Here is a 17,521-nt window from a genome sequence, read left to right on the forward strand (position 1 = left end):
CCGAAAGACGTGTCCCCGTCTGCCGCCAGGTTCTTGTCGCCGGCCCCTCTGACGCGGTAAGTGAACAGCGGTAGCGCGCACACGGCGCGCAACGGCAGAAGGGATGCAGCATGCAGCTCGAGAACAAGGTCGCGGTCGTCACCGGAGCGTCGTCGGGCATGGGGCACGCCATCGTGGAGCTCTTCGCCCGCGAGGGCGCCAAGGTGGTCGCCGTCGCGCGGCGCAAGGAGCGCCTCGAGGAGCTGGTGGCGAGCCTGGCGGACGCCCCGGGCGAGGTCGCGGCCTATCCCGGCGACGTCTCCTCCCGCGAGGTCAACGAGGGCATGATCGACTTTGCCCAGAAGACCTTCGGCGGCTTTGACGTCCTCGTCAACAACGCGGGCATCATGGACGACATGTCCCCGGTCGGCGACGCCACGGACGAGAAGTACGAGCAGGTCATGGCCGTCAACGTCTACGGCCCGCTCGCGGCCATGCGCGCGGCGGTGAACGCCTTCAAGGCGTCCGGCACCAAGGGCTCGATCGTCAACGTTGCGTCCGTGGGCGGCATGCGCAGCTGCGCCGGCGCCGTCTACTGCGCCTCCAAGGCCGCGCTCATCTCGCTCACCAAGAACACCGCCTACATGTACATGGCCGACGGCATCCGCACGAACTGCATCGCGCCGGGCGGCATCGTGACGGAGATCGCCACGTCGATGGGCGTCCCCAACCCGGCGGGCTACGGTCGCATCAAGCCGGTCCTGGACTGCGCGCCCGCACCGGGCAGCGCCGAGGAGATCGCCGCCGCGGCGCTCTTCCTGGCTAGCGACGCCGCGAGCTACGTCAACGGCGTCATCCTGCCCGTGGACGGCGGCTGGATGGCCGGCTGAGTCTGGGTGGCGGCGTGTCAGGCGGCGGGGCCGTCGGCTCTGTGCCGGTGGCCCCGCCTCATGTGGCCGAGAGGGAATACGTGTCCGGTCACCACGTTATCCTTGGGTCAGGATCTCGATTCTCGATCGCCCCGGGAGGGGCTGAAAGGGGGCGCCGTGTCGCTCGTTTGCCTGTCGGAGCGCATATCCTATCTCCCGCACGTCGAGGAGCTTGACCGTCCCGTGCTGGCGCTCGTGCGCGGGGACCGCCTCGCCCTCGCCGTCGACGCGGGCTACTCGCCGCGCCACGTCGAGGACTTCTACCGCGAGCTCGTCTCGGCGGGCCTCCCGCTGCCCGACCTCACCGCGCTCACGCACTGGCACTGGGACCACAGCTTTGGCATGGGCGCCGTCGCCGGTCTCACGGTCGCCCGGAAAGAGACGAACGAGCACCTGCTCGAGGCGCGCGGGATCCTCTCGGACCCGGCCGACCCGCGCCGCGCGGACATCTGCTCGGCCCAGGGCTTCGCCGAGGAGTTCCCACCCGGGGTGGACCCCGTCGTCGTGACCGCCGACCTCGAGTTCGAGGGCGAGCTCGCGGTCGACCTCGGCGGCGTGACGGTTCGCCTGATCGCCACGGACGCGCCCCACACCAACGACTCGACGCTCGTCTACGTCCCCGAGGAGCGCGCCCTCTTCGTGGGCGACTGCTTCTGCGAGGACTACGACTCCGGCGACGACCCGTCCGTCTGCCACCTCGACCCCGCGCGGCTGCGCGCACTTCTCGCCACGATTGGGGGCCTGGACCCGGCACCGGAGACCTTCGTCATCGGCCACTGCCCGCCGGAGGGCCCGGACGAGTTCCTCGGGTACCTGCACGAGCTGCTGCAGCCGGCCCCGGGGGAGGGAGGGGCGCATGTCAGCGCTTCGTGACGCGATCTATGGCCTTGCCGTGGGCGACGCGCTCGGCGTGCCGTACGAGTTCCGCCCGCGCGGGAGCTTTACCTGCACGGGGATGGTCGGCCACGGCACGCACGACCAGCCGGCGGGCACCTGGTCGGACGACACGAGCATGACGCTCGCCACCTGCGACAGCATCCGTGCGTGCGGGCACGTGGACACGGGTGACATGCGCTCCCGGTTCCGCGCGTGGATCGACGGCGGAGCCTACGCCATCGACGGCGTGGTCTTTGACTACGGCGGCACCACGGCCCGCGCGCTCGTCGCCGGCACGGGACGTGCGGGCGAGCGCGACAACGGCAACGGCTCGCTCATGCGCATCGCGCCGCTCGCCTTCACGGACGCCACGGACGACGAGGTCCGCGCGGTCTCGGCCATCACGCACGCGCACCGCGTCTCCACCGGGGCCTGCGTGGACATGGTGCGCGTGATGCGCGCGCTCGCGGCCGGCGCCTCGCCGGCGGAGGCGATCCCGGACCACGAGGTCCTTCTCGCCGCCAGCGAGAAGGACGTGCGCTCCGGGGGCTTCGTGCGGGATACGTACTGCGCCGCGCTCTGGTGCCTTGCGGTCTCGGGGTCATACGAGGAGTGCGTGCTGCGCGCGGTCAACCTCGGGGAGGACACGGACACCACGGCGGCCGTGGCCGGCGCGCTCGCGGGCATCGCGTACGGGATCGAGGGGATCCCGGGCGAGTGGCTCTCCGGGCTTCGGGGAAGGGACATCATCGAGCGCTGTCTGTTCTAGGGGCGGCGGGAGGCGAGGGGCGACGCTCCCAGCAGGCTTCCTGCCGGGGACGTGGCCGCGGGCGAAGTGACCTGGTGGCTTCGGCGGCATCAGACCTGGGGGCGGGGCCGCGTCAGTGCTAAGCTCACGGGAGGTCGCGCGGCCCGGGGGCAGGTGAGGCCCTCGGTCGCGCTGCGCATCCACCGCGAGAGCCACAAGGAGCCCCCATGTCTGACGGCGTCATGATCCTTCTCGTCTTTGCCCTGATCGCGCTTCTCGGGGGCGGCACGACGGCGCTCGTCCTCCTGATCGCGAGGCGGGCCCGGGCGCGCAAGGAGCGCGCCTACACCGCCGAGACGGTCGGGACCGTCGTTCGCGTGCGCCCCGGCGGCGTCGACCGGCCGACTGTCGTCTACGTTCGCTATGAGGTCGACGGCGTCTCCTACGAGTGCCACGAGACCGTGAAGTTCTCGAGCGAGCTCATCAGGCTCGGCCCCGTCCCCATTGGCCAGCGCAAGCGCGGCAAGATCGCCTCGCGCGAGGGCAGTCGGGTCCGCGTGGCGTACCTCCCCGGGGACCCGTCGCGAGCCATTCTTGCGGACAACACCGGCCTGATGAGCGAATAGGGTCGCGCTGCCCGCGCCCTTCTCGCTACAATAGCTGGGCCGAACACGAATAATGATTCAAAAGGGGACTGTCCCCTTTTTGATCACTGGAAAAAGTTGACAAAGGGACTGTCCCCCTGTCAGGTAGAAAGAAGACCCATGCCCAGCGCCAGCCTTGCCGAACAGATCGCCTCGCGCCGCACGTTTGCCATCATCTCGCACCCGGACGCGGGCAAGACCACGCTCACGGAGAAGCTCCTGCTCTACACCGGCACCATTCAGTCGGCCGGCTCGGTCAAGGGCAAGTCCAGCGCCAAGCACGCGGTCTCGGACTGGATGGACATCGAGAAGGCGCGCGGCATCTCCGTCACCTCCTCCGTCCTGCAGTTCACCTACGACGGCTGCTGTGTGAACATCCTGGACACCCCCGGCCACCAGGACTTCTCTGAGGACACGTACCGCACCCTCATGGCCGCCGACGCCGCCGTCATGGTGATCGACGGCGCCAAGGGCGTCGAGGCACAGACGGTCAAGCTCTTCAAGGTGTGCGCGCTGCGCGGCATCCCCATCTTCACCTTTGTGAACAAGCTCGACCACGACACGCGCGACCCCTTTGACCTCACGGAGGAGATCGAGACCGTGCTGGGCATCGGCACGTACCCGATGAACTGGCCCATTGGCTCCGGCCGCAACTTCCGCGGCGTCTTCGACCGCGCGAGCCGCCACGTGCTCGCCTTCGAGGGCGACGGCCACGCCAACGCCACCAAGCGCGTGAACGAGATCGAGGCCGAGCTGGGCGACCCCGCGCTCGACGAGCTCATCGGCGAGGACAACCACCGCAACCTCATGGACGACATCGAGCTTCTGGACGGCGCGGACCACGAGTTCGACCTCGAGGCCGTGCGCACGGGCAAGCTCAGCCCGGTCTTCTTTGGTTCCGCGCTCACCAACTTTGGCGTGGAGCCCTTCCTGCGCGACTTCCTGCGCCTGGCGCCCGCGCCGTCCGCCCACGTGGACGCGCTCACGGGCGAGCCGGTTGAGGCGACGTCGGAGGACTTCTCCGGCTTCGTCTTCAAGATCCAGGCCAACATGGACAAGAACCACCGCGACCGCATCGCCTTTTTGCGCATCTGCTCCGGCAAGTTCGAGCGCGGCATGGACGCCTGGCACGAGCAGGGCGGCCGCAAGATCAAGCTCGCGACGGGCACGGCCATGATGGCCGACGACCGCGCCACCGTCGACGAGGCGTACGCCGGCGACATCGTGGGCCTCTTCGACCCGGGCGTCTTCTCCATCGGCGACACGCTCTGCCGCGTGGGGCGCCACGTGCGCTACGCCGGCATCCCCACCTTCGCGCCCGAGCACTTCGCGCGCATCGAGCAGGTGGACACCCTCAAGCGCAAGCAGTTCGTCAAGGGCATGGAGGAGCTCGCCCAGGAGGGTGCCATCCAGATCTTCCGCGAGGCGGGCGCCGGCATGGAGCGCGTGATCGCGGGCGCCGTGGGCGTGCTGCAGTTCGAGGTGCTCGAGCAGCGTCTGAGCTCCGAGTACCACGTGGAGGTGCGCCGCTCGCCGCTGCCGTACAACCTCATCCGCTGGATCGACGAGTCCGCCGGCGAGGTCGACTTCCGCTCGCTCAACCTCACGCGCGAGACGCTGCGCGTGGAGGACATGCGCGGCGGCAAGCTGCTCCTCTTCACGAGCCCGTGGAACCTGGACTGGGCCATCGAGCACAACCCGGACCTCACGCTCTCCGAGTTTGGCAACGTGACGTTCTAACGAGCCGCGACGGCGGCGCCGGGCGAGAAGGGCCCGCGGCCGCGCGGTTCTTCTCGCCGCGCGTTGCCTTACGCGCCCCCGCCTTCGCATTCATCGCGCTCAAACGACCGCTTTCGAGGTTCTTCTCGCCCGTTTTGTGGTCGTTTGAGCGCGATGAACGTCGAACGGGGCTTCCGTGCCGCGGGCTACGCCGCCGTCGCCACCTCCTCCACAAAGCGGAATCGCACGCCGCCCGCGATCACGGTGCCCTGGCCTCGGATGGTCTTGCGCTCGGCAAAGCCCGCGGGCGGCACGGGGACGTCCCCAAAGCAGAGCTTCGGGACCGGTCCCCGGGGAACGCCGTGCAGGTCAAGCAGGTCGGAGAGCTGCTGCGGGTCGCACGCGACGGCCATCGAAAAGCGCGCGATGCTCGGCCGGTACACCGTGAGCAGGGCCTCGCGCTTGCGCTCGTCGAGGAGCTTTCCCACCGGCCCGGCCTCTGCACGCAGGTACTTGTCGTCCCCGTCGAGCTCGCCAAAGATGAGGCGCCCCGTCGCGTCGCGCCAGGAGAAGTCGATGCGGAAGACGCGTCGGTCATCCGCCGGGTCCGGCAGCGTGAGCTGCAGGTGCGGGTACTCGTAGCCCAGCTCGACCATGTGCGCCCGCGCGACGGACTCGCCGCCGCTCTCCGCCGTCGGCTCCGCCCAGACGCAGATGGCCGCCGCGCGCCGCACGCCCGGGCAGTGGCGGAAGCGCGTGCGCAGCAGCCCGATCATCTCCTGGCGCGCGAGGCCGGAGCATCGGAGCGCGGCGTCCGCGACTGCCAGCGCGTCCGCAAACGGGAAGCTCGCCAGGCAGTCGAAGACGGTGCGCCAGAACGACGTCACGCGGAACCCGCCCACGTCCCATGTGGGGTCGCCCTCGATCTCGTGGCTGATCACGCGCTTGGTGGAGTGGCGCCCGCTCTCGTGCGACCGGACGACGTGGGTCTCGCGGAGCAGGTCCCACGAGACGGGGAGGCCCCACGCGAGCGCCGCGGACTGCGCGCAGAACTGGGTGTCCGGGCGCAGCTCGGCGAGCCCGCGCATGATGTGGAGCGCGCGCCCGTCCGGCTTGAGACTGCGCCAGCGGGCGCGGCGCACGTAGAGGCCGGAAACGGGGGAGATGAGGTCGCTGCGCCTCTTGCGAAAGCGCCGCCTGATGGCGCGACGGTCGCGCTCCTCGTGCGGGACGAGACACGTGCCGCGCTCCTCCGCGGCGTCTAGCAGCTCATCTATACGGCTATGCCTGGCCGTGCTCATGGCGGCCTCCTTCGACTCTCTCTGTGTGTGGGGGTTCTCACAGTGTTCCCGTTTGGTGGCGTTGGTATGCGCGGGACCGCGGGTCGCTGTCGCCGCTTCGGGGCGGGGGCGCATGGGTCTGCCGCTTCGGCGCCCCATCCGCCGCTCGTCGGTGTCGCTCTTTCGTTCATCGCGCTCAAACGACCACAAAACGGGCGAGAAGAACCTCGGAAGTGGTCGTTTGAGCGCGATGAATGCAGCGCGTCCGGTAGGCACCGCGGGTCGGAGCGGCAACTGGGAGTGGCGACACCGTGGCGAGCAAAACGCGCCGAGAAGAGCCCGCCGCAGCGCGGTTCTTCTCGGCGTGTGCTGGTCGTGAAGTGGTGTGGTCGCTCAGGACCGTTCGCCGGGGCAAACGCAACGTTTGCCGGACATGCAAAATTCCCCTTGCAACACCCTTGAAATATGGGAATATATGGGCTAACAAACTTTCTGTTTGGTAAGCAGACAAAAAGTTGGCACGCACAAACGACGCAAGGAGGAAGCGTGAGCGAGAAGATCAAGTGGGTCGTCAACAAGATGCCCAAGAGCGATGATGCGCACCTTGGCATCATGTCCCTCGAGAACGTGGAGGCCGCCCGCAGCTTCCACAGGAGCTTCCCGCAGTACGACGTCACGCCGCTCGCCAAGCTCGACGCTCTGGCGGGCGAGCTGGGGCTCAAGGACCTCGCCGTCAAGGACGAGTCCTACCGCTTTGGCCTCAACGCGTTCAAGGTGCTGGGCGGCTCCTTTGCCATGGCCAACTACATTGCGCAGAAGATCGGCCGCCCGGTCTCCGAGATGACCTACGACTACCTCACGAGCGACGAGCTCGCCCGCGACTTCGGCCAGGCCACGTTCTTCACCGCCACGGACGGCAACCACGGCCGCGGCGTGGCCTGGGCCGCCAACAAGCTGGGCCAGAAGGCCGTCGTGCACATGCCCAAGGGCAGCGTTAAGAGCCGCTTCGACAACATCGCGGCCGAGGGCGCCGAGGTCACCATCGAGGAGGTCAACTACGACGAGTGCGTCCGCATGGCCGCCGCCGAGGCCGAGGCCTGCGAGAACGGCGTCATCGTGCAGGACACCGCCTGGGAGGGCTACGAGGAGATCCCGTCCTGGATCATGGAGGGCTACGGCACCATGGCCTCCGAGGCCGCTGAGCAGTACGCGGCGGCCGGCGTCGAGCGCCCGACGCACGTCTTCGTGCAGGCCGGCGTGGGCAGCCTTGCCGGTGGCGTGGTGGGCTACTTCACCAACCTCTTCCCCGACAACCCGCCCATCTTTGTGGTGATGGAGGCCGACACCGCGGCCTGCCTCTACAAGGGCGCCCTGGCCGGCGACGGCGAGCCCCGCATCGTGGACGGCGACATGCCCACGATCATGGCGGGCCTCGCGTGCGGCGAGCCCAACACGCTGGGCTGGGACATCCTGCGCAACCACGTGAGCGTCTTCGTGAGCTGCCCCAACTGGGTCGCTGCCAAGGGCATGCGTGTGCTCGGCGCCCCCAAGAAGGGCGACCCGCGCGTCATCTCCGGCGAGTCCGGCGCCGTGGGCGCGGGCCTGATCACCACGCTCATGGAGTCCGACGAGTACGCCGACCTCCGCGAGGCCATCGGCCTCACCGAGAAGAGCTCCGTGCTCATGTTCTCGACCGAGGGCGACACCGACCCCGTGAACTACCGCAAGGTCGTGTGGGACGGAGCGTACCCCGCCGAGTAGGGGAGAGCGAGAAGAACGGGTTCTTCTCGGCAGCAACTGGTAACGGAAGCGTCAGAAAGGACGTAAGCAAAATGGCCAAGGAACTGAACTTCGACGAGATCAAGAGCGCGGCAGAGGCGTACGGCAAGGACATGACCGCCTTCCTGCGCGCGATGATCTCCCACCCCTCCGAGTCCTGCGAGGAGGGCGAGGTCGTGGCCTGCATCAAGGCCGAGATGGAGAAGCTCGGCTTTGACAAGGTCGAGGTCGACGGCCTGGGCAACGTCATCGGCTGGATGGGCGAGGGCGAGAAGATCATCGCCATCGACTCGCACATCGACACCGTGGGCATCGGCAACCGCGACAACTGGGAGGCCGACCCCTACGAGGGCTACGAGACCGACGAGATCATCTACGGCCGCGGCGGCTCCGACCAGGAGGGCGGCATGGCGTCCGCCACGTACGCCGCGAAGATGATGAAGGACCTGGGCCTCATCCCCGAGGGCTACAAGATCATGGTCGTGGGCTCCGTCCAGGAGGAGGACTGCGACGGCATGTGCTGGCAGTACATCGTCAACAAGTACTTCGACGGCCCTGAGGACGCCCGTGAGAAGATCGAGTTCGTCATCTCCACCGAGCCCACCGACGGCGGCATCTACCGCGGTCACCGCGGCCGCATGGAGATCCGCGTTGACGTTCACGGCGTCTCCTGCCACGGCTCCGCGCCCGACCGCGGCGACAACGCCATCTACAAGATGGCCGACATCATCGCCGACGTCCGCGCCCTCAACAACAACGGCTGCGACGAGTCCACGGACATCAAGGGCCTCGTCAAGATGCTCGACCCCAAGTACAACCCCGAGCACTTCGAGGACGCGCGCTTCCTGGGCCGCGGCACCTGCACCGTGTCGCAGATCTTCTACACCTCGCCCAGCCGCTGCGCCGTGGCCGACTCCTGCGCGATCTCCATCGACCGCCGCATGACCGCCGGCGAGACCTGGGACTCCTGCCTCCAGGAGATCCGCGACCTGCCGGCCGTCAAGAAGTACGGCGACGACGTCAAGGTCTCCATGTACATGTACGACCGCCCGAGCTGGAAGGGCACCGTCTACGAGACCGAGGCCTACTTCCCCACGTGGATCAACGCCGAGAGCGCGGCCCACGTCCAGGCCCTCGTTGACGCGCATCACGCTCTCTACGGCGACGAGCGCATCGGCTGCGAGGCCTCCATGGACAAGCGCACCGGCCGCCCGCTGACCGACAAGTGGACCTTCTCGACCAACTGCGTCTCCATCCAGGGCCGCTACGGCATCCCGTGCGTGGGCTTTGGCCCCGGCGCCGAGAGCCAGGCGCACGCGCCCAACGAGGTCACCTACAAGCAGGACCTCGTGACCTGCGCCGCGCTCTACACCGCCGCGCTCAACCTCTACGACCCGTCCAAGAAGACCGGCGACGTCACCGTCTTCCGCGCCGGCGCGACCGACAACGACATCCAGTAGCGCCCACTTGACAAAGGGACAGTCCCTTTGTCAACCCGACGCAACGTAACGTGACAAAGGGACTGTCCCTTTGTCAAGAAAGGAAACCAAGATGGCCAAGGACTTCTCCGCGCTTCTCGACGAGCTCAAGGGCTACGACTTCTCCGGCATGTACAACGCCGACTTCCTGCACACCTGGGACAAGACCACCGACGAGCTGCGTGCCCTCTACGCCGTGGCCGCCGCCCTGCGCAACCTTCGCGAGCGCAACATCTCCTCGCGCATCTTCGACTCCGGCCTGGCCGTGTCGCTCTTCCGCGACAACTCCACCCGCACGCGCTTCTCGTTCTCCAAGGCTACGAACCTGCTGGGCCTCCAGCTCCAGGACCTCGACGAGGGCAAGTCCCAGATCGCCCACGGCGAGACCGTTCGCGAGACCGCCACGATGATCTCCTTCATGGCCGACGTCATCGGCATCCGCGACGACATGTACATCGGCAAGGGCGACGCCTACATGGCCGAGGTCGCCGAGTCCGTTGACGAGGCCTACAAGGACGGCGTGCTCGACCACCGCCCCACGCTCATCTCCCTGCAGTCCGACTCCGACCACCCCACCCAGTCCTCCGCCGACATGCTCTACCTCATCGAGGAGTTCGGCGGCCTTGAGAACCTCCGCGGCAAGAAGGTTGCCGTGACCTGGGCGTACTCCCCGAGCTACGGCAAGCCGCTCTCCTGCCCGCAGTCGCTCATCTCGCTGCTCCCGCGCTTTGGCATGGACGTCACGCTGGCCCACCCCGAGGGCTACGACCTCATGGGCGACCGCGTGGAGGCCGCCAAGGCCTACGCCGCCGAGTCCGGCTGCACCTTCAAGCAGGTGAACACCATGGCCGAGGCCTTCGAGGGCGCCGACATCGTCATCCCCAAGAGCTGGGCCCCCTACGCCGCCATGGAGAAGCGCACCAACCTCTACGCCGAGGGCGACGACGCCGGCATCAAGGCGCTCGAGAAGGAGCTCCTCGCGCAGAACGCCACCCACATGGACTGGTGCTCCACGCGCGACCTCATGGCCAAGACCGCTCACGGCGACGACACGATCTACATGCACCCGCTGCCCGCCGACATCTCCGGCGTCTCCTGCGAGCACGGCGAGGTCATGGCCGACGTCTTTGACATGCACCGCGTGGGCATGTACAAGGAGGCCAGCTACAAGCCGTACGCCATCGCGGCCATGATCTTCCTGCAGAAGGTCAAGGACCCCGTGGCCACGCTCGCGGCGCTCGAGGCCGCGGCCAAGCCCCGCTGGAACCAGGCCTAAGTAACAGGTAGCAACCTGGGGGCCGCCGGGTCAGTCGCGCGCTCACCGCGCTGCGCGCAGAGGTCGCGCGCCGACTGTCCCGGCGGCCCCGCCGTTAGAGGTTCTTCTCGCCACGTTCTTATCGGCACAAGGAGACACATCAAATGTCTAAGCGAATCGTCATCGCTCTGGGTGGCAACGCCCTGGGCAACAACCTGCCTGAGCAGATGGAGGCGGTCAAGCACACGGCGCGCGCGATCGTGGACCTCATCGAGCAGGGGAACGAGGTCGTGGTGGCGCACGGCAACGGCCCGCAGGTGGGCATGATCCAGGAGGCCATGACCCAGCTCACGCGCTCCAACCCCGAGAAGTACATCCCGTGCCCGCTCTCGGTCTGCGTGGCCATGAGCCAGGGCTACATTGGCTACGACCTGCAGAACGCCCTGCGCGAGGAGATGCTCGACCGCGGGATCGATCACGGCGCGGCCACCGTGCTCACCCAGGTCGAGGTCGACCCCGAGGACCCCGCGTTCGCCAACCCCACCAAGCCCATCGGCGCCTTCATGACGCGCGAGGAGGCCGACCGCATGATCGCGGAGCGCGGCTACGACGTCATCGAGGACGCCGGGCGCGGGTTCCGTCGCGTGGTGGCCTCGCCCAAGCCGGCGGGCATCGTGGAGCTGGACACCATCCGCTCGCTCGTGGAGACCAACCACGTGGTCATCGCCTGCGGAGGCGGCGGCATCCCCGTGTTCAAGACCGAGGGCAACCACCTCAAGGGCGCCGCGGCGGTCATCGACAAGGACTTCGCGGCGGCCAAGCTCGCCGAGCAGCTGGACGCGGACTTCCTCGTGATCCTGACGGCGGTGGAGAAGGTGGCCGTGAACTTTGGCAAGCCCGACCAGCAGTGGCTGGACGAGCTCACGCCCGCGGACGTCGAGCGCTACGTGGCCGAGGGGCAGTTCGCGCCCGGCTCGATGCTGCCCAAGGTCCAGGCCGCGCTCTCGTTCGCGCAGTCAGGCGAGGGCCGCTCGTCGCTGATCACGCTGCTCGAGAAGGCGAGCGACGGCATCGCCGGCAAGACGGGTACCATCGTACGTGGGTAACCTGCAAGTTGGGGACAGTCCCCAATTTACAGAATAGTTTTATGTGATTTGGGGACTGTCCCCAATTAACAGAAGAACGGGGGAGCGCGGGGCATGAGACCCGACCTCAGGGCATATCTTCTGGGTGACGACGGGCACCGGGTCTTTGGGCCCGGTCCCGTCGACCTCTTGGAGCGTGTGGGCGAGCTCGGCAGCCTGCGCGCCGCGGCCATGGAGATGGGGATGGCCTACACCAAGGCCACGCGCCTCGTGCGCGACGCCGAGCGCGCCTTTGGCTTCTCGCTCACCGAGCGCACGGTGGGCGGCACGGGCGGCGGCGGCTCGCGCCTCACGCCCGAGGCGCTCGACCTCATCGAGCGCTACCGGGCCTTCGAGCGCACGAGCCGCTGGGCCCTGGGCGCCGCCTACGCCACCTGCTTCTCGGGCTTCTGCGACGTGCCGCGCATGGGCTGCGTGGTCATGGCCTCCGGGGAGGGGGAGCGCTTCGGCGGCGCGCCGGGCGAGAAGCTCGTGGCGCCGCTCGCGGGCGTGCCCGTGCTCGAGCGCACGCTCTCCGCGCTGCCCGCGGACCTGCTGGACGTGGTGGTGGTGACGCGCTGGGACGCCGTGGAGGAGCTCTGCGGGCGGCTCGGCGTGCGCTGCGTGCGCGCTGCGGGCCCGCTCAAGAGCGACACCGTGCGCTCCGGGCTCGAGGCGCTGGGCGAGCGCGCCGCCTGCCTCTTTGTGACCGGCGACCAGCCGCTCCTTGGCGAGAAGAGCGTGCGGTCGCTGGTCGCGGCGGTCGCGCACGAGCCCACGGCCATCGCGCGCCTCTCGTGGCGCGGCCGGCCGGGCAACCCCGTGCTCTGGCCGTCGGACACGCTCGGAGCGCTCTCGCACCTGGAGGGCGACGTGGGCGGGCGGTCGCTGCTGTCCGGTCACGCCGAGCTCACGGAGCGCGTGCGGAGCGTCGAGGCCGCGGACGAGTGGGAGCTCGCGGACGTGGACACGCGGGACGACCTCGCGCGCCTGGAGGGCGCGCTGTTGGAGCGGGCCTAGCTTGACAGTTTGCTCAGGTCAAACTGTCAAGCTGCCCATGGGTTGACAGTTTGACCTGAGCAAACTGTCAAGCTGCCAGGCCCGGGAGGGAGAGACGGTATGAGAAGGATCCTTGCGAACGGCACGCTGGTCACGCCGGACGGCCTGCGCCGCGGAGACGTTGCGCTGGAGGGCGAGAAGATCGTGGCGCTCGCGGCCCGCGTGGAGCCCGAGCCCGGCGACGAGGTGGAGGACGTCTCCGGCTGCTGGGTTTTCCCCGGCTTCATCGACGCGCACACCCACCTGCAGTGCTGGACCGGCATGGACTGGACGGCCGACAGCTTCGAGACCGGCACGCGCGCCGCGGCCTGCGGCGGCACCACCTGCGTCGTGGACTACGCCACGGCCGACCGCGGCGTCACGATGGACGACGCCCTGGCCGAGTGGCAGTCGCGCGCGGCGTCCGGCGCCGGCTGCACGGCCAACTACGGCTTCCACATGGCCATCTCCGAGTGGGGCCCGGACTCGCCCGCGCAGATGCGCCGCATGCGCGAGGCGGGCGTCTCGAGCTTCAAGACCTACCTCGCCTACGACCACCTGCGCCTGAATGACGCCGAGACCCTCGAGTGCCTGGAGTGCTGCCGCGACCTGGGCGCCGTGCTCTGCGTGCACTGCGAGAACGGCGACGTGGTGAACGAGCTGCAGCGTCGCGTGCTCGCGGAGGGCATCACGGGCCCGGAGGGGCACCCCCTGAGCCGCCCGGCCGAGGCCGAGGCCGACGCCGTGAGCCGCCTGCTCTACCTTGCGCAGATCGCCGGCGCGCGCGTGAACGTGGTGCACCTCTCCACCGAGCTCGGTCTTCTCGCCGTGCGCGCCGCCCGCGCCCGCGGCCAGCAGGGCATCTACGTGGAGACCTGCCCGCAGTACCTCACGCTGGACGACACGCGCTACCTCGAGGCCGGCGACGACGGCTTCGCTGGCGCCAAGTACGTGATGAGTCCGCCGCTGCGCAAGCCCTCCGACGTCCGCGCGCTGCGCGGCGCCGTGCTCGCGGGCGAGGTGGACTCCATCGCGACGGACCACTGCTCGTTCAACCTGCGTGGCCAGAAGGACCGCGGGCGCGGCGACTTCACCAAGATCCCCAACGGCGGTCCCGGCATCGAGCACCGCCCGGCCGTGATGGCCACGACCTTCGAGGGCGAGCTCGGTCCGGAGGAGCTCTGCCGGCTTCTGTCCGAGGGCCCGGCGCGAACCTTCGGCCTCTGGCCGGAGCGCGGGCGCCTGGCGGTGGGCGCGGCCGCGGACGTCTGCGTGTGGGACCCGTCCGCCCGCTGGACCATCAGCGCGGCGACCCAGCACCAGGCCGTCGACTACACGCCGTGGGAGGGCTTCGAGGCGCACGGGAGGGCGCACCTCGTCTACGTGGGCGGCGAGCTCGTCGTCCGCGACGGCGAACCTACCGGTGCCACCCCCGGCCGCTACGTGGCAAGATGATGAAAGGGGACAGTCCCCTTTCATCACGAGACTAAGGAGAAGAACATGGCAATTGAGGCAATCGTTACCGACAAGGCGCCCGCAGCGCTCGGCCCCTACTCTGCGGCCGTGGCCGCGACCGGAACGCGCGCCATCCACGTGTCTGGCCAGCTGCCGATCGACCCCGCCACCGGCGAGTTCGCCGGCGAGGACATCCAGGCCCAGACCCGTCAGAGCCTTACCAACATCAAGAACATCCTCGAGGCCGCCGGCGCCAGCATGGCCGACGTTGCCGAGGTGACTGTGCTCCTGGACGACATCGCGGACTTCGGCGCGATGAACGAGGTCTACGGCGAGTTCTTCACGGCGCCGTATCCCAGCCGCGCCGCCTTCGAGGTGGCTGCGCTGCCCAAGGCCGCCAAGGTCGAGATCAAGGCGGTTGCCTACCTGTAGGCAGGGTCTCACGCGTACGGGGCGGCCCGCCACGCTTCACGCAGGACTGCGCTTCGCGAAAGATCCTGCTTGGAGGTGGGGCGGGCCGCTCGCTCTCGGTCCACAGGTGCCGATGGGGGGTGGGTGCTGGGAGGGTATGTACGGTGCGCATACCCGGTATGTACACCCAGCCTTGAGGTCCTTATCGCAAAGACGCAGGTCAAGGGCGCGGGCGAGAAGGACGGGCGAGCCGGAAACTGTACATACCCGGTATGCGCACTGCACATACCCTCACGGTGCTGCGGATGCAGCTGCGGCGGTGATGCCGGAAACGTGTCGGGTGGCTACTCCTTGACCTCGCGGAGAAGGTCGGCGGGGTCGACGCCGTAGAGGCGCGCGACCTTGATGAGGTTGCTCGTGCTGGGCTCCGCGGCGCCGGATTCCCACTTCGACACCGCCTGCCTGCTCACACCGATCTTCTCGGCCACGAGCTCCTGCGTCATCTTGCAGCGCTCGCGGTGGGACCGCAGCACCTCGCCGAGCGAGCGACGCACGGCCACGCGCTCGGGGTCCTTGCGCTCGCGCTCCTGGCGGAGGAACCAGCGGATGGCAAGGATTGCCAGCACCACGAGCAGAATCCACGGAAGAGCCCTTATCAGCAGGAAGATGAGGAAAAAGACAAGCTCCAACGGTCCCAGACCAATGATTCTGCCGTTCATGGGTGCTCCTCTCCGCGTGGCTCTGACTCAACCATAGCAATCTGGTCCGGTTGACAACAGCACCTATCGCGCAACTTTGGGTTGCGCCTGGTTGCGCGGTAAGTTTTGTGGTGCATCGACGGTCTCGGGTCCCTATGGCGTGCTCAGGGTCCCCGCGCGCAAGCTTCCCGCAAATGTCGGGACGGCGAGAAGGACGGACAGCTCGCGGGCGGTTTCCGGGCAGGCGTCCGCCTGGTTGACGAGCGCCACGTCCGCGAGCGCCTCCGCGTTGGCGGCGCGGGCGACGAGCTCGGGAGTCGCGTTATCTTCCGGTGCGCATCCGGCGAGCTTGCAGAAGATCTCCGGGCGGTGCACGACGTCGCGCACGGGGCGCCCGAGCCCGCTCGCGCCCAGCACGAGGACGGTACGCGCGGAGCACGCGGGGATGACGGGCTCCCAGGCGGCGTGCGCCTTGAGGGGGAGGCGGTGCGCGCCGTCCGCCTCCACGAGCACGTGGTCCGCCAGCGCCGCCAGCGCGTCGATGCCCAGCGAGGGGGCCGCGAGCTTGCCGTTCTTCTCGCCCTGCGCACCCACGCAGACGACGCGCGACCCCGCGAGCGCCGCGCGCACGTCGTCGGCGTCGGCCGAGGTCACGAGCGGCACGCCCCCGAACGGCATGATGTGCGTCGTGGTGGTGAGCACCACGGTGCCCGGCAGCTCGCGGGCCAATGCGGCCAGCAGCGAGGTCTTGCCGCCGCTGCCGATGACCGACGTCACGCCCGGGCCCACGCCCAGCGCCTCTACGAGACCCATGCCGCACCTCCCCGATGGTTTTCCTCGACGCAATACTACCGTTCGTCGCATTGTAGTTTCCAAACTATAACGCTCCATTACTCTTTGTTTGGACACCAGAAACAATGTCGACCACGTCGCCAGGAGGGCCCATGACCGACGCCGCCACCATCGAGCTGCCGCGCACCTTCGAGGAGTTCAACGAGCAGAGGCGCCAGAGCTTCCTCAAGGTGAAGGACTTCAAGCAGTCGGGCGGCCGCCTGGTGGGGTACCTCTGCAGCTACACGCCGCTCGAGGTCATCGACGCGGCCGGCGCCTCGGGCGTGGGGCTCTGCGGCACCTCGGACGAGGTCATCCCCGCGGCCGAGGAGGTCCTGCCGGCCAACCTCTGCCCGCTGATCAAGTCCACCTACGGCTTCGCGTACTCGCAGAAGTGCCCGTTCACGCACTTCTCCGACCTCATCGTGGGCGAGACCACGTGCGACGGCAAGAAGAAGATGTACGAGCTGCTGAACGAGCTCAAGCCCACCTACGTGCTGCACCTCCCGCAGAGCCGCTCGCGCGAGCACGAGCGCGAGGGCTGGTACCAGGAGGTCGTTGGGCTCAAGGAGGCCCTCGAGCAGCTCTACGGCATCCAGATCACCGACGACTCCCTGCGCGAGGCCGCGCGCCTGCGCAACCGCCTGCGCCGCGCGATCCTGGCCCTCTACGACCTGCAGCGGCTTGACCCGCCCGCGATGAGCGGCGTGGAGCTCATGAGCACGATGTTCGCCGGGACGTTCAACTTCGACGTGCGGCCGTACGTGGAGAGCCTCGAGCGCCTGTGCGAGCAGCGCCGCGCGGAGGCGGAGGCGGGGCGGAGCTCGGTTGACCCGTCCGCCAAGCGCATCCTCATCACCGGCTGCCCCGTGGGCGGCGTCATCAACAAGGTGGGCGCCACCATAGAGCGCAACGGCGGCGTGGTGGTCTGCGAGGACGACTGCTCCGGCGAGCGCACCAACCGCTTCATGGTGGACGAGGACGCTCCGGACATCCTGCGCGCCATCGCCGAGCGCTACCTCCAGATCAACTGCTCGGTCATGACGCCCAACGACGACCGCTTTGCCGCGACGCTGGAGATGGCAGAGAAGTACCGGGTGGACGGCGTGATCGAGTGCGTGCTCACGGCGTGCCATACCTTCAACGTGGAGTCCGCGCGGGTCGAGCGCGCCGTGGAGGGCGCGGGCATCCCGTACATGAAGGTCGAGACCGACTACTCCGCCGGCGACGTGGGCCAGCTGGAGACGCGCATCGCGGCGTTCATCGAGACGCTGTAG

At 68.6% G+C, this 17,521-nt stretch carries 16 protein-coding genes; 13 read left to right on the plus strand and 3 right to left on the minus strand.

Annotation, left to right across the window (positions count from 1 at the left end; translation table 11 throughout):
- The first annotated feature begins 110 nt into the window (after nt 1-110).
- From B5F79_RS03305 to B5F79_RS03325, 5 genes are all read left to right on the plus strand, one after another.
- Nucleotides 111-869, plus strand: a complete 759-nt coding sequence (locus B5F79_RS03305; protein ID WP_072375308.1) for a glucose 1-dehydrogenase — start codon at nt 111-113, stop codon at nt 867-869.
- Between the two features lie 156 nt (nt 870-1,025).
- Nucleotides 1,026-1,781: an MBL fold metallo-hydrolase gene (locus B5F79_RS03310; RefSeq protein ID WP_087217484.1), complete on the plus strand. Its 756-nt coding sequence runs from the start codon at nt 1,026-1,028 to the stop codon at nt 1,779-1,781.
- Nucleotides 1,765-2,553 (plus strand): ADP-ribosylglycohydrolase family protein, encoded by a 789-nt coding sequence (locus B5F79_RS03315; protein ID WP_087217485.1) that lies wholly within the window; start codon nt 1,765-1,767, stop codon nt 2,551-2,553. The genes B5F79_RS03310 and B5F79_RS03315 overlap by 17 nt, the downstream gene beginning before the upstream one ends.
- A gap of 206 nt (nt 2,554-2,759) precedes the next feature.
- Nucleotides 2,760-3,158, plus strand: coding sequence for a DUF3592 domain-containing protein (locus B5F79_RS03320; protein ID WP_087217486.1), 399 nt, complete (start codon nt 2,760-2,762; stop codon nt 3,156-3,158).
- Between the two features lie 138 nt (nt 3,159-3,296).
- Entirely contained in the window at nt 3,297-4,916 is a 1,620-nt protein-coding gene (locus B5F79_RS03325) for a peptide chain release factor 3 (protein ID WP_087217487.1), read from the plus strand.
- 185 nt (nt 4,917-5,101) lie between these two features.
- Here B5F79_RS03325 and B5F79_RS03330 read toward each other — a convergent pair whose 3' ends face one another.
- Nucleotides 5,102-6,196: a hypothetical protein gene (locus tag B5F79_RS03330; RefSeq protein WP_087217488.1), complete on the minus strand. Its 1,095-nt coding sequence runs from the start codon at nt 6,194-6,196 to the stop codon at nt 5,102-5,104.
- 525 nt (nt 6,197-6,721) lie between these two features.
- On the opposite strand from B5F79_RS03330, the gene dpaL reads away from it, so the two are divergent.
- From dpaL to B5F79_RS03365, 7 genes are all read left to right on the plus strand, one after another.
- Nucleotides 6,722-7,936, plus strand: a complete 1,215-nt coding sequence (gene dpaL / locus B5F79_RS03335; RefSeq protein ID WP_206391004.1) for a diaminopropionate ammonia-lyase — start codon at nt 6,722-6,724, stop codon at nt 7,934-7,936.
- 71 nt (nt 7,937-8,007) lie between these two features.
- Nucleotides 8,008-9,414 carry a YgeY family selenium metabolism-linked hydrolase gene (locus B5F79_RS03340; protein ID WP_206391005.1) on the plus strand — a complete coding sequence of 469 codons (1,407 nt, stop codon included), beginning with the start codon at nt 8,008-8,010 and terminating at the stop codon, nt 9,412-9,414.
- A 91-nt stretch (nt 9,415-9,505) separates the two neighbouring features.
- On the plus strand, nt 9,506-10,708 hold the full coding sequence (gene ygeW, locus B5F79_RS03345) for a knotted carbamoyltransferase YgeW (RefSeq protein ID WP_087217490.1): 1,203 nt from the start codon (nt 9,506-9,508) through the stop codon (nt 10,706-10,708).
- A gap of 143 nt (nt 10,709-10,851) precedes the next feature.
- On the plus strand, nt 10,852-11,793 hold the full coding sequence (gene arcC / locus B5F79_RS03350) for a carbamate kinase (RefSeq protein WP_087217491.1): 942 nt from the start codon (nt 10,852-10,854) through the stop codon (nt 11,791-11,793).
- Between the two features lie 93 nt (nt 11,794-11,886).
- Nucleotides 11,887-12,831 (plus strand): NTP transferase domain-containing protein, encoded by a 945-nt coding sequence (locus tag B5F79_RS03355; RefSeq protein ID WP_087217492.1) that lies wholly within the window; start codon nt 11,887-11,889, stop codon nt 12,829-12,831.
- 99 nt (nt 12,832-12,930) lie between these two features.
- A complete protein-coding gene (gene hydA, locus B5F79_RS03360) occupies nt 12,931-14,304 on the plus strand; it encodes a dihydropyrimidinase (protein ID WP_087217493.1) in 1,374 nt (457 codons plus the stop codon).
- Nucleotides 14,305-14,349: 45 nt separating this feature from the next.
- On the plus strand, nt 14,350-14,736 hold the full coding sequence (locus B5F79_RS03365; protein WP_087217494.1) for a Rid family detoxifying hydrolase: 387 nt from the start codon (nt 14,350-14,352) through the stop codon (nt 14,734-14,736).
- Between the two features lie 323 nt (nt 14,737-15,059).
- On the opposite strand, the gene B5F79_RS03370 is transcribed toward B5F79_RS03365, so the two are convergent.
- Nucleotides 15,060-15,434, minus strand: a complete 375-nt coding sequence (locus B5F79_RS03370) for a helix-turn-helix domain-containing protein (protein ID WP_087217495.1) — start codon at nt 15,432-15,434, stop codon at nt 15,060-15,062.
- A gap of 132 nt (nt 15,435-15,566) precedes the next feature.
- Nucleotides 15,567-16,226, minus strand: coding sequence for a selenium cofactor biosynthesis protein YqeC (gene yqeC, locus B5F79_RS03375; protein ID WP_087217496.1), 660 nt, complete (start codon nt 16,224-16,226; stop codon nt 15,567-15,569).
- A 131-nt stretch (nt 16,227-16,357) separates the two neighbouring features.
- On the opposite strand from yqeC, the gene B5F79_RS03380 reads away from it, so the two are divergent.
- Nucleotides 16,358-17,521, plus strand: a complete 1,164-nt coding sequence (locus tag B5F79_RS03380; protein WP_087217497.1) for a double-cubane-cluster-containing anaerobic reductase — start codon at nt 16,358-16,360, stop codon at nt 17,519-17,521.

The sequence above is a fragment of the Olsenella sp. An285 genome (genome assembly GCF_002159625.1).
GTDB lineage: Bacteria > Actinomycetota > Coriobacteriia > Coriobacteriales > Atopobiaceae > Thermophilibacter > Thermophilibacter avicola.